This window comes from Pantoea sp. LMR881, assembly GCF_027157825.1.
Classification (GTDB): Bacteria; Pseudomonadota; Gammaproteobacteria; order Enterobacterales; family Enterobacteriaceae; genus Pantoea; species Pantoea haifensis.
The window spans coordinates 2,147,490-2,169,174 of sequence record NZ_JAPVOK010000002.1 but is presented as its reverse complement, the minus strand read 5'-3'; the positions used below and the strand labels follow the sequence as shown (position 1 = coordinate 2,169,174).

Genomic DNA, 21,685 nt, shown 5'->3' with positions numbered 1-21,685 from the left:
ATAACGAACCCGACAATAACGTCATTTCTGTCGCTAGTGGACACTTGTTTATGAAAACCTCGCTGTTTAAAAGCCTCTACTTTCAAGTGCTGGTTGCCATCGGTATCGGCGTCTTGATGGGCCATTTTTATCCGGAATTAGGTACACAAATGAAGCCGTTAGGCGATGGCTTCGTGAAACTGATTAAGATGATCATCGCTCCCGTCATTTTCTGTACGGTAGTCACCGGTATCGCCGGTATGGAGAGCATGAAAGCAGTGGGCCGCACTGGCGCCGTTGCGCTACTTTACTTTGAAATTGTCAGCACCATTGCGCTGATTATCGGTCTGGTCGTGGTTAACGTGATTCAGCCTGGTGCAGGAATGAACGTTGATCCCTCAACGCTGGATGCCAAAGCGGTGGCAGTGTATGCACAACAGGCCGAGCAACAAGGTATTGTCGCCTTCCTGCTGGATGTCATTCCGAACAGCGTTATCGGTGCGTTTGCCAGCGGTAACATTCTGCAGGTGTTGCTGTTCGCCGTGCTGTTTGGCTTTGCACTGCATCGCCTGGGTAACGCCGGCACGCTGATCTTCAACGTTATTGAAAGCTTCTCGAAAGTGATTTTCGGCATCATCAACATGATCATGCGCCTCGCGCCAATTGGTGCTTTCGGTGCCATGGCGTTCACGATCGGTAAGTATGGTGTTGGCTCGCTGGTGCAGTTGGGTCAGTTGATTATCTGCTTCTACATCACCTGTATTTTGTTTGTTGTGGTGGTTTTGGGGCTGATTGCGCGCGTAACAGGTTTCAGTATCTTCAAATTTATTGCCTACATTAAAGAAGAGCTGTTGATCGTACTGGGCACCTCCTCTTCCGAGTCGGCGCTGCCGCGTATGCTGGATAAAATGGAGCGTCTCGGCTGTAAGAAATCGGTTGTGGGACTGGTTATTCCAACGGGTTACTCATTTAACCTGGATGGCACTTCCATTTACCTGACGATGGCCGCAGTGTTCATTGCGCAGGCAACCAATGCGCACATGGATATTGTTCATCAGATCACCTTGCTGGTGGTGCTGCTGCTCTCGTCGAAAGGGGCTGCGGGTGTCACAGGCAGTGGCTTTATCGTGCTGGCAGCGACGCTTTCTGCGGTCGGCCATCTGCCGGTAGCGGGTCTGGCATTGATTCTCGGCATTGACCGTTTTATGTCTGAAGCTCGTGCACTGACGAATCTGGTGGGTAACGGTGTGGCAACAGTGGTGGTTGCGAAGTGGGTCGATCAGCTGGATCACAAACAGTTGAAAGAGACGCTTTCAGGTGGCAATAAGGCGAAAAAAACGTCTGAATCATCTGTTTAATCACTGATTTCCATTTAAATCCTCCCAAATGCCCGCTGTCACTTGCCCTGACTGCGGGCATTTGGATAATAAACCCCAATGAGTTTTTCATTTCGCTGCGCGACATCCTGACCTTCCTGTGGTCAAACACTTTGTTGTTGGATAACAGCGCGCTCTGGCGTCAGCCGGTTCGTTTATAACAGCGGCAAAACATGCCAGCGATAACGATTTTGAATTGTTTAGTAGGGGTTCACATGCAGGGCACCAGAATTTGGCTTTTGGTTGGTGTAGTGCTGGCAGCAACCAGCTATGGTGTACAAGCGGAAACGCTGCAACCGGATCCGGCCTGGCAGGAAGGCAAACTGGATAACGGGTTTAACTGGCAAGTACTGACGACACCGCAACGTCCAAGCGACCGCATCGAGCTGCGTCTGGTAGTGAATACCGGTTCGCTGGTAGAAGGAACGCAACAGTCTGGTTTCAGTCACTTGCTGCCGCGTTTGGCAATGGTGCACAACACCGCGCTTGATACCAACCAACAGCGCGCATTATGGCAACAGGCGATGGATCCGCAACATCCGCTGCCGCCTGTTATCGCCTCCTATGATTTCACGCAATATAACCTCAGCCTGCCGAATAACCGGCCAGAATTGTTGAAAGAAGCCCTTAACTGGCTGGCGGCAACCGCAGGCAATATGGCGATTACTGAACAAGTCGTGAGTACCGCGCTTTCGGCTTCCGATCCTGTCGCAACCTGGCCTGCGAATACGCAGGATGTCTGGTGGCGTTATCGCCTGAAAGGCTCGGCGTTACTGGCGCACGATCCTGCTGAGCAGCCTCGCGCACCGGTCGATTTAGCCCAGCTTAATGCGTTCTACCACCAATGGTATACGCCCGATGCAATGACGCTGTATGTGGTGGGTAATGTTGACAGCCGCAGCCTGTCTGAGCAGCTCAATAAAGCGTTTTCGCCGCTGAAAGGAAAACGTGAAACGCCCGCGCCGTTACCGACACTCTCACCGTTACCCCACGAGCCGGTTAATCTGGTGAATGGCACTATGAATCAGGATCGCTTGTCATTAGTGTGGGACGGGCCGTGGCAACCCATCCGGGATTCGCAAAATTTACAGCGTTACTGGCAGGGCGATTTGGCACGCGAAGCCTTGTTCTGGCATGTGCAGCGTGCATTAAGTGACAGTAAAGCGCAGGGCGTTCAGGTCGGGTTTGATTGTCGTGTGCTGTATCAGCGCGCGCAGTGTTCTATCAACATGGATGCCCGCAACGAAACGCTTGAGCAAAACATGAATTTGGTGGCGCGCGAGCTGGCAAAAGTACGTGATAAGGGCCTGCCGCAGGAAGAGTTTGATGCGTTGATGGCGCAAAAGCTGCTGGAATTAAACAAGCTGTTTACCACCTACGCCCGAACCGATACGGACGTATTAATGAGCCAGCGTCTGCGCTCACAGCAAAATTCGGTGGTGGATATTGCGCCTGAGCAATATCAAAAGCTGCGCCAGGCTTTTCTGGCGGGTCTGACGCGCGACCGGTTAAATCAGGAGTTGCGCCAGCAGCTAACGCAGGAGCTGATGATGGTACTGATTCAGCCAGAAGGCGAAGCGGAAACCAATGTGAAAAGCCTGCGAAGCAACTGGGATAAAGTCATGACGCCTCCTGACGTACCGGCGGCCAGCAGCGATGCCAGCCAGCCGGACAGCAGTGCGAGCGACGTTGCGCCCCCGGCTACTTAAATCCTCAGGTTTTTGCCCTGAGCCATTCGGTGACCAGCATTGGCCAACTGGCGAGGGGCAAATCTGCCAGGCCACGGATACCAAAACCGTGGCCACCCTTCTGATAAAAATGAACTTCTGCCGGAACCTTGTGCTCGCGCAGTGCGCTGAAAAAATACCATGCTGTTATTAACAGATACTGAGTCATCATCAGCAGCGTGAATCAATAGCGTGGGCGGCACTTGCGCATGCACACGTGTCTCCAGCGAATAGGCATCAATCGTTTTCTGATCGGGCCACGCACCGAGTAATCGTGTACGCGAACCCTCATGTGCCAGGCCGTCACGCATACTGATGACCGGATAAATAAGCACCATAGCGTCTGGTCGCGGTGAGTGGTTTTCAGCGCCATCCTGCACCGGATAGAGCTTTTCCGCGAAACGTGTCCCGAGGCTGGCTGCAACATGCCCGCCCGCTGAAAAGCCCATCATCACGATGTACTTGCCGTTCAGTCCGCGCTGCGCACGTTCGCGCAGGACACGTACTGCCCGTTGCGCATCCGCAAGCGGTGCGTCAGGGCCTTCATGATGTCCATCGTAAGGCAGACGGTATGTCATCACAGCCAGCGTGTAGCCCATTGAGGTGAAAAAGGTTGCCAGCGCACTGCCTTCACGATCGATCATAACGCGATGATAACCGCCACCGGGCGCAACCAGTAGCGTAATACCATTTGACTCCACAGGATGCCAGATCGCTATTTCCGGGCAGCGCACGCCGGTTGCGGCACGATCATAAGGTTCATACTGTTTTGCCATATCGGTAATTTGTGGCTGTGCACGAGAATCGCTGGCACCTGGCGCTTCGCCGTGCGGCCAGATATTAATAATTTCTGTATTCATAACATGTCCTGATGCGAGAGATGTTGTAATAGTTTTGTTCGCGGCCGGGTAAACAGCATCCTGCTATTGTTGATTAAAAGATGGTGTTTTTTTATAAAGGCGTCCATCTGAAAACAGAGAATATAAGCAGATTCGGACTAAGCCTGGGGAGAGGTCATTGATTTCAACTGACTAATCTATAAAGGAATTAATTGCAGAATGTGCGGTTTTTCTGGCTGTTAAAATTGAAGGCAGCTTGTTTGTATAACTCAACTAAAATCAAAAATGGATTGTTTTACCATAAGTTAAATTATTGCACTTTTCATTTGCGAAAATTATTGAGAAAATTAATGATCCTGCTAATGAAAAAAGGCAACGCAGGGTTGCCTTTTAAATAATCATTAACGTGTTTCTTTTCCGTTATACCAGTCGAAAAAACGGAACGCTGAAGAAAAAAAAGAATAAATGCCGATTATGACAAAAAACCATAGCAGGAGATCGTAATAGTTTCCTGTTACAGAAAAGCGGCACAAACTGCTCTTATAAGCTACAGGATAAAAAACAATTAACGAACACAAATTAATTATGGTTCGTCGTTTGCGCGGCTGTTTAAAAAAATCTCTAATGTGAAAGGTAAATGATTGTTTAATCACCTGGTGCACTGCCCTCCAAAATTACCGCGATTAGAGGAGTTGTTACCGTTTTTATTACCGCCGTAAGGGCTGTTATTACAACTAAGCGATCCGCTTAATCCACCTATTGCGGCACCGACTGCCATTCCTCCTGGCCCGCCAGGCATTCCACCAATCAAACCCAAAATCATACTGGCACCCACGTCGTTTGCACAGCTCCTGGGCGCGCCACCTTTACCGCCGTTATAGCCACCAGAAACACGACCGCCCTCGGATTTGTCGGCAAAATTCCCTGCGCCTGAAATCGTTTCTATTTCGTCCAGAGTGAGTTCACGCATATATCTTTCCTTGTATTAATATTATTTTAATTTACGGGATGGCACCTGACCTGAAGAAAGATATAAAGCAAATTTATATTTAAGTAAACGGCGTTATTTCTTGAGGGTGCTTTTTACGAGCTATATCACAATAAATTGCAGAGGTTTGACCATTATATTAATGGCCTTGTTTAAAGTAACGTGTTACTTAAATTAATAATAATTTATTTAACATATATTATTAATTATTAAATGGATGAGAGCTGTAAATATAGAAAAGCCCCATCCTACAGAGGAGAGGGCTTTTTTATTACGGCATGGCATCAAGCGGAATAATCGCGCCGCGGTGCTGGATCACCGTGCTGGCAGTCAGATGACCGCACTGCGCGGCGGCTTCCGGTGAGGCACCCGTTAAACGCTGTGACAAATAGCCAGCACTAAAGGAGTCACCCGCAGCGGTGGTGTCGATCACTTTCTCTTTCGCCAGGCGTATAGCAGGCACATCGATGAGCGGCTCGTCGCCAACCGCAACCAGACACGATTCGGCACCTCGTTTAATCACAATCTCGCTGGCACCTGCCTGCCGCGTGCGGGCAATGACCTCTTCCAGTGACTGCTCACCCCACAGAAGATGCTCATCATCCAGCGTCAGAAAAGCGATATCGGTGCAATTTAACATGGCGCGGTAGGCCGTTTGCGCGGCAGCGTTATCACGCCATAAACGTGGACGGTAGTTATTATCGAAAATGACGTTACCGCCATTGGCCCGGCAGCGTGCCAGTAAGGCCATCAGCTTGTCACGGCTGCTGTCAGGCAATATCGCTAAACTGATGCCGCTCAGATACAGATAATCGTACTGCGCTAACTGCTGACAAATGTTGTCAGATTCTGGGCTGTCGAGCCAGTAACGGGCCGCCGCATCACTGCGCCAGTACCAGAAGGTGCGCTCGCCGTGGGCATCCGTTTCGATGACGTACAGGCCCGGCATTTTATTTTCCAGCCGCTGAATCAGGCCGGTGTTAACCTTCTCTTGTTGCCAGGCGGCAATCATTTGATCGCTAAAAGAATCAATTCCCAGCGCGGTTACGTAATCAACACTGAGCTGTGCGTCATCTGCCTGTCGGGCAAGGTAAACCGCGGTGTTCAGCGTATCGCCGCCAAAGCCGCGTTTAATGTTCTCACCCTTTTCGGACAACTCAATCATGCATTCGCCAATAATGGCGATTTTTTTCTGCGTCATGGTTTTTAGCCTGTAGTGAAATTCAACCCTAGTCTCGCGTCTGGTATGGCAGACGTCAACGAATTTTAAAACGGCGTTTTAATTCCACTTAAGGTCTGAAAAGTGGAATTTTCAGTTGATATAGCAATTAAATTCCAGCTTGTTTTGGCGATTGTGCAGGTTCAGTCATTGTTACACTCAGTGCTTTCAAGCGGCCAAATGCTAATAAAGTTATCCCGGAGATAGCCGATAAGTGCCGCTGAGTTGCCCTGTCCAGGCGCTCACTACCAACCAGGAAAATACCATGGTGATGGAGAATACAAGTCACAGGCTACCTTCTTTGAGTGACATAAGCCCCCAGCCGGAAACACATCTTTTCTGGCAACAATGCCAACGATTCTATACTTTTCAACCGATTTACAAGGTGTCTGGCCGGTTGCTGGCTATCGAACTGCTCACCGCCATAACGCACCCATCCGCACCTGAAAAAAGCTGTCACCTGAATCATATTTTGCTGCGCTTGATACCGCTCAGCGGCTGCATGTCGTACATGAGCAACTGGAGTTGCTTACACAGTGGTCTGAATTTTTTGAAAAAGCGGACATCGTTGCGTCGGTCAATATTGATGGCCCTTCGCTGCTGTCGATACAGAATCATCCACCGATTCGCAGCCTGATCGCACGGCTATCCTGGGTGCGATTTGAACTCACTGAGCATCACGTTTTACCGCAGGAAGAGATGATTGCACAGATGCCGGAGCTCGGCCCGCTGTGGCTGGACGATTTTGGTTCAGGCATGGCCAACTTCTCAGCCCTGACCGAGCTTAAATATGATTACATCAAGCTGTCCCGCGAGCTGTTTATCCTGCTGCGAAAAACTGACGAAGGACGTAGCCTGTTTGCAATGCTTCTGGCGCTTATCAACCGTTACTGTAACGGGGTCATCGTTGAAGGCGTAGAAACAGAAGAGGAGTGGCAACAGATTCAGTCTTCACCAGCGATGGCTGCACAGGGTTATTTCTTTTCGCGCCCGGTCCCTTTTTCTGAGTTGAATCATCTTGCTATCCAGCTTTCCTGATGCTGTTCCTTACGGTCTCGACTATCTTTAACAGAGACCGGGGAAGGGCAAGGAGAAAGCGAAATGTCTCGCACAGGAAAAATCATAAGTTGGATTATCGGGCTTTTTTATTACTGGTTGTTGTACTCATTGTCATTATTGCCACATTTGACTGGAATCGTCTGAAGCCAACCATTAACCAGAAAGTCTCGACAGAATTGAACCGTCCGTTCGCCATTCGTGGCGATTTAGGCGTAGCCTGGGAACGTAATCGTGACGAGCCTGGCTGGCGCAGTTGGGTGCCGTGGCCGCACTTGCACGCGCAGGACATCATGCTGGGCAATCCGCCGGATGTTCCGGAAGTAACAATGGTGCATTTGCAGCGCGTGGATGCCACTCTGGCGCCGCTGGCGCTTCTGCATAAAGAAGTATTTATACCCTGGATTAAACTGGAGCAGCCCGATGCGCGCTTGATCCAGACGGCAGATAAGAAAAATAACTGGACCTTTAATCTCGCCAACAGTGACAACAAAGATGAGAACGCGCCACCCTCGGCGTGGTCCTTCCGTCTCGACAATATCTTGTTTGATCAGGGGCAAATCCGCTATCGCGATGCGATCAATAAAGCTGATGTCACCGTGAAGGTGAACCCGTTGGGCAAGCCGGTGCCCTATGCGCAAATTGCAGGCGGTGATGATAAGCAAAAAGGTGCGGGAGATTTTGTATTTGGCTGGCAGGCTAACGGTACTTATAACAACGAGCAGTTAGAGGGTGAGGGCAAAACTGGCGGCATGCTGTCGCTGCGCAGCCAGAATACGCCGTTCCCGATTCAGGCCGATGTGCGGAACGGGACAACGCGCGTGCAGGTAACAGGCGGGTTGCAGGATCCCATGAATTTAGGCGGGCTGGACGTGCGTCTGCGCTTCTCGGGCGACACGCTGGCAAATTTGTATGGTCTGACGGGCGTGCTGCTGCCCGATACCCCACCTTATGACACAGATGGTCATTTGCGTGCTAAATTTGCCGGTGAAAAAGGTCCTGTTTATCAATATGAAAATTTTAATGGCCACATCGGCGACAGCGATATTCATGGCTCGTTAACTTATACCCAGGGTAAACCGCGTCCCAAACTGAGCGGTGAACTGACGTCTCGCCAGTTGCGTATGGCGGATTTAGGGCCACTCATCGGCGTTGATTCCGGTAAAGGCAGCAAAAAAACCGAGCAGGCGAAAGCGCAGCGGGGAGAAAAGTCGACCCAGCCCACCGATCGCGTATTACCCCACGATAAGTTCGATACCAAAAGCTGGGACGTGATGGACGCTGATGTGAAATTTAGCGGCAAGCGTATCGAACACAGCAATTCGCTGCCGTTGAGCGATCTTTATACCCATTTGCAGCTCAAAAATGGTGACCTGCTGTTGGATCCGCTGCGTTTCGGCATGGCGGGCGGCAATTTAAACAGCACCATTCGTTTAGAAGGCGATCGCACGCCGATGCGCGGGCGCGCAGATATTCACGCACGGAAACTGCGCTTGCGTCAGCTGTTCCCGGATGTATCAGCGATGCAGAACAGCCTGGGCCAGCTAAACGGCGATGCCAGTTTTACCGGTACGGGTAATTCGGTCGCAGATTTACTGGCGACCAGTGATGGCCAACTGAAATTGTTAATGAACGATGGCGTGATCAGCCGCAGCCTGATGGAAATCGCCGGGCTTAATGTCGGTAACTATGTGGTAGGCAAACTGTTTGGCGATGATCAGGTGCGTATTAACTGCGCCGCAACCGATATCAAACTGCAAAACGGCTTAGCGACACCCAACCTGTTTGTTTTTGATACTGAGAATGCAGTGATTAACGTCACTGGCAACGCTAATTTCGCCAGTGAGCGGATGGATCTTTCTATCAATCCAGAGAGCAAAGGCATTCGCATTATTACCCTGCGTTCGCCGCTTTATGTGCGCGGAACATTCAAAAATCCTGACGCCGGAGTGAAAGCGGGTCCGCTGCTGGCGCGTGGTGCCGCTGCCGTGGCGTTAGGTACAGTTGTTGCGCCTGCTGCTGCATTACTGGCACTGATTTCCTCCAGCGATAACGAGGATAATCAGTGCAGTACTGTATTACAGCAGATGAAAAACAGTCAGTAATCAGTTGCGGTAGAGCACTTTGATAATGTGATAACCAAACGCGGTTTTCACCGGTCCGTAAGGTTTTAATAGCGGGCAGGTGAAAACCGCTTTATCAAATGCGGGCACCATCTGACCCTGACGGAACTCCCCAAATCGCCGCCGTTTTTCCCGGACGGACAGGTAGAGTGTTTCTTTGCCAGTTGTTGAAAGCTCCCGCCTTTTTCCAGCTTCGTCAGTATCTCTTTCGCCAGAGCTTCCTCTTTCACGAGGATGTGTAAAGCCGCCGCAGTTTTCGCCATGTTGCTGTCTCGTTGTGTATAATCGTCGCCCATTATAACCCTAACTTGCACGCAGCAGGCGCGTTGGCTGGCTGCGCAACGGGCGTTATAACTTTTCTTAATCAACTGAGTGAATGTCTGTTATGCGTTTAAATCCCGGCCAACAGCGTGCTGTCGAATTTGTCACCGGTCCTTGTCTGGTGCTGGCGGGTGCGGGTTCGGGGAAAACCCGTGTCATTACCAATAAAATTGCGCATCTGATCCGCGCGTGCGGCTATCAGGCGCGCCACATTGCGGCAGTCACCTTTACCAATAAAGCCTCGCGCGAGATGAAAGAGCGCGTTGCGCAGACGCTTGGCCGTAAAGAAGCGCGCGGTTTAATGATCTCCACTTTTCATACGTTGGGATTAGAGATTATCAAGCGTGAATATGCCGCGCTGGGCATGAAATCCAACTTCTCGCTGTTTGACGATCAAGACCAGCTTGCCTTGCTAAAGGAGCTGACGAAGCAGTGGCTGGAAGAGGATAAGACGCTGGTTCAACAGCTTATTTCCACTATCTCTAACTGGAAAAATGATTTGGTTGATCCCGCTCGTGCCACTGCACTGGCCCGCTCCGAGCGAGATACCCTTTTTGCTCATTGCTATGGCCTGTACGATCAGCATCTGAAAGCCTGTAACGTCCTCGATTTTGATGATTTGATTCTGCTGCCCACGCTGCTGCTCCAGCGCAACCAGGAGGTGCGGGAACGCTGGCAACAGCGCATCCGTTATCTGCTGGTGGATGAGTATCAGGATACGAATACCAGCCAGTATGAACTGGTGAAATTACTGGTTGGCGCGCGGGCGCGTTTTACCGTGGTGGGTGATGACGATCAGTCTATTTACTCCTGGCGTGGTGCCCGTCCGCAGAATCTGGTGCTGTTAAAAGAGGATTTCCCGGCGCTGGAGGTGGTGAAGCTGGAGCAGAATTACCGCTCTTCCCAGCGTATTTTGAAGGCAGCCAATATTCTCATCGCTAACAATCCACACGTTTTTGAAAAGCGGCTGTTCTCTGAGCTGGGCATGGGTAACCCGCTGAAAGTATTGACCGCAAATAATGAAGATCACGAAGCGGAGCGCGTCGCAGGTGAAATGATTGCGCATCACTTCATCAATAAAACGGCTTACAAAGATTACGCCATTCTTTATCGCGGTAATCATCAGTCGCGTGTCTTTGAGAAGCAGTTGATGCAAAACCGCATTCCGTACCGTATTTCAGGCGGCACGTCGTTCTTCTCGCGACCTGAAATCAAAGATCTGCTGGCTTACTTGCGCGTGCTGACCAACCCGGATGATGACAGTGCTTTTCTGCGCATCGTTAATACACCGCGCCGTGAGATTGGTCCGGCTACGCTACAAAAACTGGGCGAATGGGCCAATTTGCGTAACAAGAGCCTGTTCAACGCCAGTTTTGACGTTGGATTAGGGCAAACCCTGAACGGTCGCGGTTTGGAGCATCTACAACGCTTTACGCACTGGCTGAATGAGATCATTCAACTGACCGAACGCGAGCCGGTTAACGCGGTGCGCGATCTGATCCGTGGCATCGATTACGAAAGCTGGTTATTTGAAACCTCTGGCAGTCCAAAAGCCGCAGAAATGCGCATGAAAAACGTCAATACGCTGTTTCAGTGGATGACGGAGATGCTGGAAGGTAGCGATCTGGATGAGCCGATGACGCTGGCGCAGGTGGTGACGCGCTTTACGTTGCGCGACATGATGGAGCGCGGTGAAAACGATGAGGAGCTCGATCAGGTGCAGTTGATGACGTTACATGCATCAAAAGGGCTGGAATTTCCTTACGTTTACCTGGTTGGCATGGAAGAGGGGTTATTGCCGCACCAGAGCAGTATCGATGAGAATAATATTGAGGAAGAGCGACGCCTCGCTTACGTAGGTATTACGCGCGCGCAGAAGGAGCTGACGTTTACTTTATGTCGCGAACGTCGCCAGTATGGTGAGCTGGTGCGCCCGGAACCGAGCCGCTTTTTACTGGAGCTGCCGCAGGATGATGTGGCCTGGGAAACCGAGCGCAAAGTTGTCAGCGCAGAAGAGAGAATGAAAACCGGCCAAAGCCGTGTGGCGGGTTTAAGAGCGATGCTGGAAAAAGCGAAGAAAGCCTGAGTTGGGCGCATGCTGCCCTTTCTCCCGCCAGCGAGAGAAAGAGCCGCCCGACGCGAAACTGAAAAATTTGCGCTGCCTTTTAAATTATTTTCTTTTGAACATCACTAACCTGGCCTCAGACAAGAACTTTAGCGAGCGACGCTGAGGCAAGGCGAAGCTTTTCCGGCATAGCGGAGTTTACACAGCGTAAAGGAGCATTTGACGGAAAAGCTTCAACGCTGCATCGGCGAGCGCAGCAGGTTCGATTAAGTAATAGTAAGAAGCCAGTGAACATAGGACTGATAATGGCTTTCCTGTTCCAGCAGCTCGGCCCGCAGTGGATGCGCCGCCAGCCAGCCAGCAGGTAATGTCAGATGCAGCGCGTCATCATCTGCCTGCAATCGCACTGCAGGTAATGTATCGTCACGGCGACGGCTGGAGAAGATAATTGCCAGACGCAGCAAACGACACAGCCGTTCTGCCAGGCGCGGCGGTACAGCATTCTGCTGGGTTAACAGCGCCAGATCGATACTGCCGCTCTGGTTTTGCAACAGGCAGGCCAGCAGCTTTTTTTGTGCAGGAGTAAAACCAGGCAGGTCGAGATGGCGGACTAAATAAGCGGCGTGCTGGGGTGCCTGACGAAAATCTACGCTCAGGCCGATTTCATGAATGGCGCAGGCGCTCAACAGTAAATCACGACAGCGTTGATCGAGTTTCCATAGCGCACTGACCTGACGAAAAAAAGTTTCTGCCAGTTGACGCACACGTCCAGCCTGCTCGATATCAATACTGAACCGACGCTGTACGTTTTGCAGGGTACGGCTGCGAATATCGCGGTCAACAGGCAGATGTAACATGCCATAAACCAACCCTTCACGTAGCGCGCCGCCTGCCAGCGTCATGCTTTCAATGTTCAGCTCCTGGAAAATGGCAATCAAAATCGACAGGCCACTGGGGAAAACCAGTGCGCGTTCCAGTGTCAGACCTTCGATTTCTAACTCTTCCAGCTTGCCGCATTGAATTGCACGCTGTTTAAGCTGTTGCAGTTTGCTGAGGGTGATGCGCTCGTCCATGCCTTGTGCAACCATGATCTCCTGAAGCGCCTGCACTGTCCCCGATGCACCAACACAGGCTTGCCAGCCTTGCTCGCGCAGACGCGCAACAACGGGTTGAATCATTTCGCGTGCTGCCTGTTCAGCCTGCGCAAAATTCTCTTTAGCCAGGTGACGGTCGCTGAAGAAACGTTCCAGCCAGGTTACGCAGCCCATCGACAAGCTAAACAACACCGTGGCGTGAGAGCCATCGCCCGTCGCCAGTTCCGTGCTGCCACCGCCAATGTCTACCACTAAGCGCCGATCTGAACCGCCAGTAGTATGAGCAACGCCTTGATAAATCAGGCGAGCTTCCTCTTCACCGCTAATAACATTGATCGCGCAACCCAGGATCTGCTGCGCTGTTTCGAGAAAGGCTTGTGCATTTGCCGCAAGGCGCAGCGTGGCAGTGGCGACCACGCGAATTTGTTCGGGAGGAATATCTTGCAGTTGTTCTGAAAACAATCTGAGACATTGCCAGCCGCGCGTCATCGCTTCAGCTGACAAATGGTTGCTTTTATCCAGACCTGCAGCAAGGCGCACCTTGCGTTTGATCTTCGCGACGGTCTGGATACTGCCAGACACTTCGCGCACCACCAACATATGAAAGCTGTTAGAGCCTAAATCAATCGCAGCATAAAGTGACGATGCGCTTAGCATGGTGAGCTTAACTCGAACGTTTACGGTTGTTGTTGCGTGGCGTACCACGGCGATTAGCGTTGTTACCGCCACGACGCGGACCGTTACCTGAACGGCTTCTTGCCAGGCGCTTCGGTGGTGGTAATTCGCTCAGCAGCGCATCACTGTTGTACTTGCTGACCGGAATGCTGTGTCCGATATACTCTTCGATAGCCGGTAAATTCAGCGCATACTCTTCGCACGCCAGGCTGATAGAGTGTCCGCTGGCACCTGCGCGTCCGGTACGACCAATACGATGCACATAATCTTCGCGATCGTCAGGCAAATCGTAGTTAAAGACGTGCGTTACCGCAGGAATATGCAGGCCACGCGCCGCAACGTCGGTTGCGACCAAAATATCCACGTCACCTTTGGTAAAATCATCCAGGATGCGCAGACGTTTTTTCTGGGCCACATCGCCCGTCAGCAAGCCGACACGATGACCGTCCGCCGCCAGATGTCCCCAAATATCTTCACAACGATGTTTGGTATTGGCAAAAACGATAGCGCGATCTGGCCACTCTTCTTCAAGCAGCGTTTGCAGCAGACGCATTTTCTCTTCATTTGAAGGATAGAAAAGCTCTTCTTTAATGCGGTGGCCGGTTTTTTGCTCCGGTTCCACTTCAACATATTCGGCGCTATTCATGTGTTCAAACGCCAGTTCACGCACGCGGTAAGAGAGCGTAGCGGAGAACAGCATGCTCAGACGCTGCGTAGCAGCAGGCATGCGGCGGAACAACCAGCGAATATCTTTAATAAAGCCGAGATCGAACATGCGATCGGCTTCGTCCAGCACCATCACCTGAATGGCACCGAGGTTAACGTGATTTTGCTTAGCGTAATCGATCAGGCGACCTGTGGTGCCGATCAAAATATCTACGCCCTGTTCTAAGACTTTAAGCTGTTTGTCATAACCGTCACCGCCATAGGCCAGGCCTAATTTTAGTCCGGTCGCGGCTGCCAGCGGCTCAGCATCAGCATGAATTTGCACGGCAAGTTCACGCGTTGGTGCCAGAATTAATGCGCGTGGCTGGTTGACCTGACGGCCTTCAGCCGCAGGATTTGAGAGAAGATGATGAAACGTTGACGTCAGAAACGCCATCGTTTTGCCGGTACCGGTTTGCGCCTGACCCGCAACATCACGCCCTGAAAGCGTAAAAGGCAGTGCTAACGCCTGAATGGGCGTGCAGTTATGAAAGCCTTTATTTTCAAGGGCTTCCACCACCAGAGGGTGCAGGGCGAAGTCGGAAAACTTCTGTTCGGTTAAGTGTGTTTTGCTCATAGTGTGGTAGAATATCAGCTTACTATCGCTTTACGAAAGCGTATCCGATGAAATAAAGTCAACCTACATTGGTATATTTTACGCCAATTCGCCAGGCATAATCTTGTGGAGTAAAACATGAGCAGCGATAAAATCGTTCACCTGACCGATGACAGTTTCGACACCGACGTGCTGAAAGCCGACGGCGTTACACTGGTAGATTTCTGGGCTGAATGGTGTGGTCCTTGCAAAATGATCGCCCCGATTCTTGATGAAGTCGCAGAAGAGTACGAAGGTAAGCTTACTATCGCTAAGCTGAATATCGACGACAACCCGGGCACTGCGCCGAAATATGGCATTCGCGGTATTCCGACGCTGCTACTGTTCAAAAACGGTGAAGTCGCCGCAACGAAAGTCGGCGCCTTGTCCAAAGGTCAGTTGAAAGAGTTCCTGAACGCCAATTTGGCCTAATCAGGGCTGAACGTTCAGCGATGTGGAAATTTATTTCTGCCGCTGGACGTTCGCTTTCAGGCGTGCTAAGTTACCAACACTGCATTACGAACTTACCTTGTAGTTAGCATCTTAAAGTTTTCCCTGTTGAACCCTGCCGCACTGTACCTTTAGCAGCGGTTTTGCAATCTGACGGTTAGCTCCAACTTTGGCATCGCAATCGGCCGCCTCCTCGCATCCAGTCGCTATCCCTGATGATGATCGTCGAGAAGAGTCGAAAAGAGCCATTAACAGGCATGGATTAATTGCCATACCATTCACGACAAACATTTCGAGTATTACCCCGAGTTTAAGAACCCATCACTATGAATCTTACCGAATTAAAGAATACGCCGGTTTCTGAGCTGATTACCCTCGGCGAAAATATGGGGCTGGAAAATCAGGCTCGCATGCGCAAGCAGGACATCATTTTCTCAATCCTGAAGCAGCACGCAAAAAGCGGCGAAGACATCTTCGGTGATGGCGTGCTGGAGATATTGCAGGATGGATTTGGATTCCTCCGCTCTGGAGACAGCTCCTACCTCGCCGGTCCCGATGATATCTACGTTTCCCCAGCCAAATTCGCCGCTTTAACCTCCGCACTGGTGACACCATTTCCGGCAAAATCCGTCCGCCGAAAGAAGGTGAGCGTTACTTTGCGCTGCTGAAGGTTAATGAAGTTAACTATGACAAGCCAGAGAACGCGCGTAATAAGATTCTGTTCGAAAACCTCACGCCGCTGCACGCGAATAATCGCCTGCGTATGGAGCGGGGTAATGGCTCAACTGAAGATTTGACGGCTCGCGTACTGGATCTGGCTTCACCTATTGGTCGTGGTCAGCGTGGTTTGATCGTCGCACCACCAAAAGCCGGTAAAACCATGCTACTGCAAAACATCGCACAGAGCCTGGCGTATAACTATCCGGATTGCGTGCTGATGGTGCTGCTGATTGATGAGCGTCCGGAAGAAGTGACCGAGATGCAGCGTCTGGTAAAAGGTGAAGTTATCGCTTCTACCTTTGACGAACCCGCATCACGCCACGTTCAGGTTGCTGAGATGGTGATTGAGAAAGCTAAGCGCCTGGTTGAACACAAGAAAGACGTTATCATTCTGCTCGACTCCATTACACGTCTGGCGCGTGCTTACAACACCGTTGTACCGGCTTCCGGTAAAGTGTTGACCGGTGGTGTGGATGCCAACGCCCTGCATCGTCCGAAGCGTTTCTTCGGTGCAGCACGTAACGTCGAAGAGGGTGGCAGCCTGACTATCATCGCAACGGCGCTGGTTGATACCGGCTCGAAGATGGATGAAGTTATCTACGAAGAGTTTAAAGGCACCGGTAACATGGAGCTGCATCTCTCACGTAAGATCGCTGAAAAACGTGTCTTCCCGGCAATTGATTACAACCGCTCCGGTACGCGTAAAGAAGAGCTGCTGACTTCTCAGGAAGAACTGCAGAAAATGTGGATCCTGCGTAAGATTATTCACCCAATGGGTGAAATCGATGCGATGGAATTCCTCATTAATAAGTTGGCAATGACCAAAACCAACGATGAATTCTTCGACATGATGAAGCGTTCCTGATCGTATAAGTAATTAAGCCGAACCTTATTTTCGGCTTTTTTAACTAAAATGATCGCGAAATCGCACCTACGCCACGTCTTAACGTGGCGTTTTTCATTTTTGGGCTATAGGATTGAACACTGACAGGAGCATTTATAATGACTGTGGGAGCGGTGGTGAATTATTGAGCATTCATGCACCTCTTGATGCAGAATTCGGATTCTGGCGCAGTGGTATTGGCGATTTATCGCGTATCGTTGTCCAAGATGTTAGCTGAGAGCGTTTAACGTGAATTTACTCACTATGAGTACTGAGCTTGGTTTAATTTTTTTCTTTTCCTTAGTTTTCCTCTTTTTTGCCCGAAAAGCAGCGTTAAAAATTGGCCTGGTTGATACACCAAACTCGCGTAAACGCCATCATGGCGCGATTCCGCTGGTTGGCGGCATTTCTGTGTTTGCCGGTATCTGTTTTACCTTTGCTATCACCAATTATTATCTGCCGCATGCGCTGCTCTATTTAGGCTGTGCTGGATTATTAGTCTTCGTTGGCGCACTGGACGATCGCTTCGATATCAGCGTGAAAATTCGTGCTGTGGTTCAGGCTATTGTTGCCGTGGTGATGATGGTTGGTGCAAAGCTTTATTTATTGAGCCTTGGCTTTATCATCGGACCGGTAGAGCTCATTGTCGGGCCTTTTGGCTATGTACTGACGCTGTTCGCGGTGTGGGCAGCCATTAACGCCTTCAATATGGTTGACGGTATAGATGGTCTGCTGGGCGGACTCTCTTCCGTGACGTTTGCCGCAATGGGCATCATTCTCTATTTTGACGGGCAGTTCAGTCTCGCGATGTGGTGCTTCGCGATGATCGCCGCCACGCTGCCCTATATTTTGCTCAATCTTGGCTTTCTTGGGCGCCGCTATAAGGTCTTTATGGGCGATGCTGGCAGCACCATGATTGGTTTCACCATCATCTGGATCTTACTCGAAACCACGCAAGGCCTGAGCCATCCGATAACGCCTGTTACTGCGCTCTGGCTGATCGCGATCCCGCTGATGGACATGGTAGCCATCATGTATCGTCGTTTGCGCAAAGGCATGAGTCCTTTTTCTGCCGATCGTCAGCACATTCACCATTTGATTATGCGCGCGGGTTTTAGCTCGCGTCAGGCCTTCTTGTTAATTACTGTCGCGGCAGCAATTCTCGCCGGTATTGGCGTGCTGGGTGAATATCTCGCCTTCATTCCTGAATGGGTGATGCTGGTGCTGTTTCTGGTTGCCTTTATGGTTTACGGCTATTGCCTGAAACACGCCTGGCGCGTTGCACGTCGAATTCGCCGCATCAAACGTCGTATTCATAGCGCCCGCGACGCCAAAAAAAAATTACTCTGATAAGACCTGATAAAGGATAACCCTGTTATGCCCTCTGATGTTGTGGAGAACGAACTGGATATTCGCGGCCTGTGCTGCTGTTTATGGCGCGGTAAGCGGTGGATTGTTGGGCTTGCGCTGCTGTTTGCGGCGATTGCCTGGCTGGCAACACTGTTGATGAAACAAGTCTGGAGCACTACGGCGATTACCGATCGTCCTACGGTGAATATGCTGGGTTCTTATTACGCCCAGCAGCAGTTTCTCAACAACCTCGACGTGCACAACAATGCACTGACGTTGAGTGCGCCATCGCCTACGGTGATGGATGAGGTGTATCAGGAATTCACCATGCAGCTTTCCTCCTGGGATACCCGCCGCGAGTTTTGGCAGCAGACGGAGTATTACAAAAGCCGCAAAGTGGGGAATGCACATAACGATGCAGCGTTACTGGATGATCTGATTGGGAACATTCAGTTCGCACCTGCTGATCCCGCGCATAACACCTTTGACAACATCAAACTCAAAGCGGAAACCGCCAGCGATGCGAATAACCTGTTGCGACAATATATCGCTTACGCCAGTGAACGCGCGGCGCGTCATCTTAACGCCGAATTAAAAGGCGCGTGGCAGGCTCGCGGCGCGCAGTTACAGGCGCAGGTAAAACGTCAGGAAGATGTTGCAAATGCCGTCTTTCAGCGCCAACAGCATCGGCTTGAGCAGGCATTGAAAATTGCCAGCCAGCAAGGCATTCGTGAAAAGCAACCGCGAGAATCTGACGAAAGCCTGTCTGACAGCGATCTGTTTTTGCTTGGTCAGCCCATGCTGCAAGGGCAGTTAGAGACGTTGCAGGCGACCGGTCCGACCTACGATATAAGCTATGATCAAAACAGAGCCATGCTCACCACGCTGCAGGCAGGCCCGATGCAAAACAGCAAGTTTCAGACTTACCGCTATTTGCGTACGCCCGAAGAGCCCGTATCACGTGACAGTCCGCGTCGTCTGTTCATGATGATTATGTGGGGCGCCGTGGGTGCGCTGGTGGGTGCTGGTGTGGCATTGGCGCGTCGTCCGCGTCCAATATCAGAACCGCGTCATTGAGAGAAACAGTGTGAAAGTTCTGACAGTATTTGGTACTCGCCCCGAAGCCATCAAGATGGCGCCGCTGGTCAAAGCCCTGGCGCAAGATCCCGCATTTGAATCACGTTTGTGCGTCACGGCGCAGCACCGTGAAATGCTCGATCAGGTGTTGCGATTATTTCAGCTGCAACCCGATTATGACCTCAACATCATGCGTCCGGAGCAAGGGTTAACTGAAATCACCTGCCGTATTTTGCAGGGTATGAAAACCGTTTTGCTCGACTTCAAACCGGACGTGGTATTAGTGCACGGTGACACCACTACCACGCTGGCTGCCAGCCTGGCTGCATTTTATCAGCAGGTTCCTGTTGGTCATATCGAGGCGGGATTACGCACAGGCGATCTCGCTTCGCCGTGGCCAGAAGAAGCTAACCGTAAACTAACCGGGCATCTTGCCAGCCTGCATTTCACGCCAACCAGCCGCTCACGGCAAAATTTATTGCAGGAAAATCTGTCCGATAACCGCATCTTTGTTACCGGCAACACGGTAATTGATGCCCTGTTGTGGGTGCGTGACCGCGTGCTGGATGATGCCGATCTCAATGCCCAGCTGGCAGCACGCTATCCCTTCCTTGATACCAGCAAAAAGCTGGTTTTGGTCACAGGGCATCGTCGGGAAAGTTTCGGTGACGGTTTCGAGCGTATCTGTAGCGCACTGGCACAAATCGCCCGCCAGCATCCCGACGCGCAGATTGTTTATCCTGTGCACCTTAACCCTAACGTCAGCGAGCCGGTAAATCGCATTCTCAGCGGGATTGAAAATATTGTGCTGATTGAGCCGCAGGAATATCTGCCCTTCGTCTGGCTCATGAACCGCGCCTGGCTGATTCTCACTGATTCTGGCGGTATTCAGGAAGAGGCACCGTCGTTAGGCAAACCGGTGCTGGTCATGCGCGACACCACAGAGCGTCCCGAAGCCGTAGAAGCGGGCACAGTAAAATTAGTGGGCACCGATGTGACCAAAATTGTGGCGGAAGTGAGTCGGCTGCTGACGGATGAAGCGGCCTGGCAAATAATGAGTCGCGCCCATAATCCCTATGGCGATGGCAAAGCCTGCGGACGTATTTTGCAAGCCTTAAAAGATAACAGAGCCGAATTATGAGTTTTGAAACCATCTCCGTGATTGGACTGGGTTACATTGGGCTGCCTACGGCAGCCGTTTTTGCCTCAAAAAAAAAAAAGTTATTGGCGTTGATATCAACGCGCATGCCGTTGAGATCATCAATCAGGGAGCAATTCATATTGTTGAGCCTGATCTGGATCACGTTGTCCATAAAGCCGTCACGCGCGGCGATCTGCGCGCAACGACGCAGCCGGAAGCCGCCGACGCTTTTTTGATCGCGGTACCAACGCCGTTTATGGCTGACTATCAACCCGATTTACGTTTCGTTAAAGCAGCAGCAGAATCTATCGCGCCGGTGTTGAAGCAAGGCGATCTGGTGATCCTCGAATCAACCTCGCCGGTCGGAAGCACCGAGCAAATGGCGGAATGGCTGGCGGCTGCGCGTCCCGATCTGCGTTTTCCTCAGCAGGGCGGTTTGCCGGATATTTTTATCGCTTACTGTCCTGAGCGCGTATTACCTGGCAAGGTGATGGTTGAATTGATCAACAACGATCGGGTGATTGGCGGCATGACCCCAGCCTGTTCGGCGCGTGCCAGCGAGCTTTATCGTATCTTCCTTAAAGGAGAATGCGTTGAGACCAATGCGCGCACCGCTGAAATGTGCAAGCTGACCGAAAACAGTTTCCGTGACGTTAATATCGCTTTTGCCAATGAACTGTCGCTGATTTGTGCTGAACAGGGGATTAACGTCTGGGAGCTGATTGCACTGGCGAATCGGCATCCGCGTGTCAATATTCTTCAGCCTGGCCCCGGCGTTGGGGGTCACTGTATTGCTGTCGATCCGTGGTTTATCGTGGCGCAAAATCCGGCGCTGGCACGTTTGATCCGCACCGCGCGCGAAGTCAACGATGCTAAACCGCAATGGGTATTGGATCAGGTAAAAAATGCCTTAGCTGACTGCCTGACACAAACCGGCAAGCGGGCCAGCGAGATCACCATCGCCTGTTTTGGTTTGGCATTTAAGCCAGATATTGATGACCTGCGTGAAAGCCCGGCAATGCATGTCGCACAACTGATTGCTGACTGGCACAGCGGCGTTACGTGGGTCGTTGAGCCTAATATCAGCGCGATCCCGCCTGTGCTTAAAGAGCAGGCTACGCTGGTCCAGCCTGAACAGGCACTGGCAGAGGCCGATCTGTTGGTGATGCTGGTGGATCACCGGGATTTCCGCGCTATTGGCGCAGATCAGGTCACGCAGCCCTGGATTGTGGATACTAAAGGCGTTTGGCGATGAAAGCCTGCGGTCGCGGCCCACTGTCACGCCATTCTCGTCACGGTCAC

General features: G+C 51.3%; 11 protein-coding genes and 6 pseudogenes. 11 read left to right on the top strand and 6 right to left on the bottom strand.

The features are described 5' to 3' along the window. Positions 1-50: 50 nt before the first annotated feature. Both O3W44_RS12010 and O3W44_RS12005 read left to right on the top strand, forming a co-directional pair. The gene (locus O3W44_RS12010; protein ID WP_269293239.1) at positions 51-1,337 is read left to right on the top strand and encodes a dicarboxylate/amino acid:cation symporter; all 1,287 of its coding nucleotides are present in this window, start codon (positions 51-53) and stop codon (positions 1,335-1,337) included. Positions 1,338-1,570: 233 nt separating this feature from the next. Beyond that, the gene (locus O3W44_RS12005; protein WP_269293238.1) at positions 1,571-3,064 is read left to right on the top strand and encodes a M16 family metallopeptidase; all 1,494 of its coding nucleotides are present in this window, start codon (positions 1,571-1,573) and stop codon (positions 3,062-3,064) included. 4 nt (positions 3,065-3,068) lie between these two features. Here O3W44_RS12005 and O3W44_RS12000 read toward each other — a convergent pair. The 3 genes and pseudogenes from O3W44_RS12000 to O3W44_RS11990 form a co-directional block, all read right to left on the bottom strand. After that, positions 3,069-3,942, bottom strand: a pseudogene (locus tag O3W44_RS12000) (alpha/beta hydrolase). Between the two features lie 628 nt (positions 3,943-4,570). Next, complete coding sequence (locus tag O3W44_RS11995; protein WP_269293237.1) at positions 4,571-4,891, bottom strand: hypothetical protein; 321 nt, start codon at positions 4,889-4,891, stop codon at positions 4,571-4,573. 289 nt (positions 4,892-5,180) lie between these two features. After that, positions 5,181-6,110 (bottom strand): sugar kinase, encoded by a 930-nt coding sequence (locus O3W44_RS11990; RefSeq protein ID WP_269293236.1) that lies wholly within the window; start codon positions 6,108-6,110, stop codon positions 5,181-5,183. Between the two features lie 283 nt (positions 6,111-6,393). On the opposite strand from O3W44_RS11990, the pseudogene pdeH reads away from it, so the two are divergent. Both pdeH and O3W44_RS11980 read left to right on the top strand, forming a co-directional pair. Beyond that, a pseudogene (pdeH, locus tag O3W44_RS11985) lies at positions 6,394-7,166 on the top strand (cyclic-guanylate-specific phosphodiesterase). 63 nt (positions 7,167-7,229) lie between these two features. Beyond that, positions 7,230-9,289: pseudogene (locus tag O3W44_RS11980) on the top strand (AsmA family protein). Here the strand turns inward: O3W44_RS11980 and ppiC are convergent. Next, positions 9,290-9,570, bottom strand: a pseudogene (ppiC, locus tag O3W44_RS11975) (peptidylprolyl isomerase PpiC). Positions 9,571-9,692: 122 nt separating this feature from the next. Here ppiC and rep point away from each other — a divergent pair. Continuing rightward, positions 9,693-11,714 carry a DNA helicase Rep gene (rep, locus tag O3W44_RS11970; RefSeq protein WP_269294431.1) on the top strand — a complete coding sequence of 674 codons (2,022 nt, stop codon included), beginning with the start codon at positions 9,693-9,695 and terminating at the stop codon, positions 11,712-11,714. 245 nt (positions 11,715-11,959) lie between these two features. Here rep and gppA read toward each other — a convergent pair whose 3' ends face one another. Then, positions 11,960-13,444: a guanosine-5'-triphosphate,3'-diphosphate diphosphatase gene (gene gppA, locus O3W44_RS11965; RefSeq protein WP_269294430.1), complete on the bottom strand. Its 1,485-nt coding sequence runs from the start codon at positions 13,442-13,444 to the stop codon at positions 11,960-11,962. Between the two features lie 7 nt (positions 13,445-13,451). Beyond that, positions 13,452-14,744, bottom strand: coding sequence for an ATP-dependent RNA helicase RhlB (gene rhlB, locus O3W44_RS11960; RefSeq protein WP_269293235.1), 1,293 nt, complete (start codon positions 14,742-14,744; stop codon positions 13,452-13,454). A 117-nt stretch (positions 14,745-14,861) separates the two neighbouring features. On the opposite strand from rhlB, the gene trxA reads away from it, so the two are divergent. The 6 genes and pseudogenes from trxA to wecC all read left to right on the top strand — a co-directional run bounded on the left by trxA (position 14,862) and on the right by wecC (position 21,638). Continuing rightward, the gene (trxA, locus tag O3W44_RS11955) at positions 14,862-15,194 is read left to right on the top strand and encodes a thioredoxin TrxA (RefSeq protein WP_008105741.1); all 333 of its coding nucleotides are present in this window, start codon (positions 14,862-14,864) and stop codon (positions 15,192-15,194) included. Positions 15,195-15,538: 344 nt separating this feature from the next. Further along, a pseudogene (gene rho, locus O3W44_RS11950) lies at positions 15,539-16,797 on the top strand (transcription termination factor Rho). A 282-nt stretch (positions 16,798-17,079) separates the two neighbouring features. Next, positions 17,080-18,165 (top strand): UDP-N-acetylglucosamine--undecaprenyl-phosphate N-acetylglucosaminephosphotransferase, encoded by a 1,086-nt coding sequence (gene wecA / locus O3W44_RS11945; RefSeq protein WP_269293234.1) that lies wholly within the window; start codon positions 17,080-17,082, stop codon positions 18,163-18,165. A 27-nt stretch (positions 18,166-18,192) separates the two neighbouring features. Further along, complete coding sequence (wzzE, locus tag O3W44_RS11940) at positions 18,193-19,242, top strand: ECA polysaccharide chain length modulation protein (protein ID WP_269293233.1); 1,050 nt, start codon at positions 18,193-18,195, stop codon at positions 19,240-19,242. Positions 19,243-19,252: 10 nt separating this feature from the next. After that, positions 19,253-20,383, top strand: coding sequence for a non-hydrolyzing UDP-N-acetylglucosamine 2-epimerase (gene wecB / locus O3W44_RS11935; RefSeq protein ID WP_269293232.1), 1,131 nt, complete (start codon positions 19,253-19,255; stop codon positions 20,381-20,383). Beyond that, positions 20,380-21,638: pseudogene (gene wecC / locus O3W44_RS11930) on the top strand (UDP-N-acetyl-D-mannosamine dehydrogenase). Before wecB ends, wecC begins: the two are co-directional and overlap by 4 nt. The last annotated feature ends 47 nt before the right edge of the window (positions 21,639-21,685 follow it).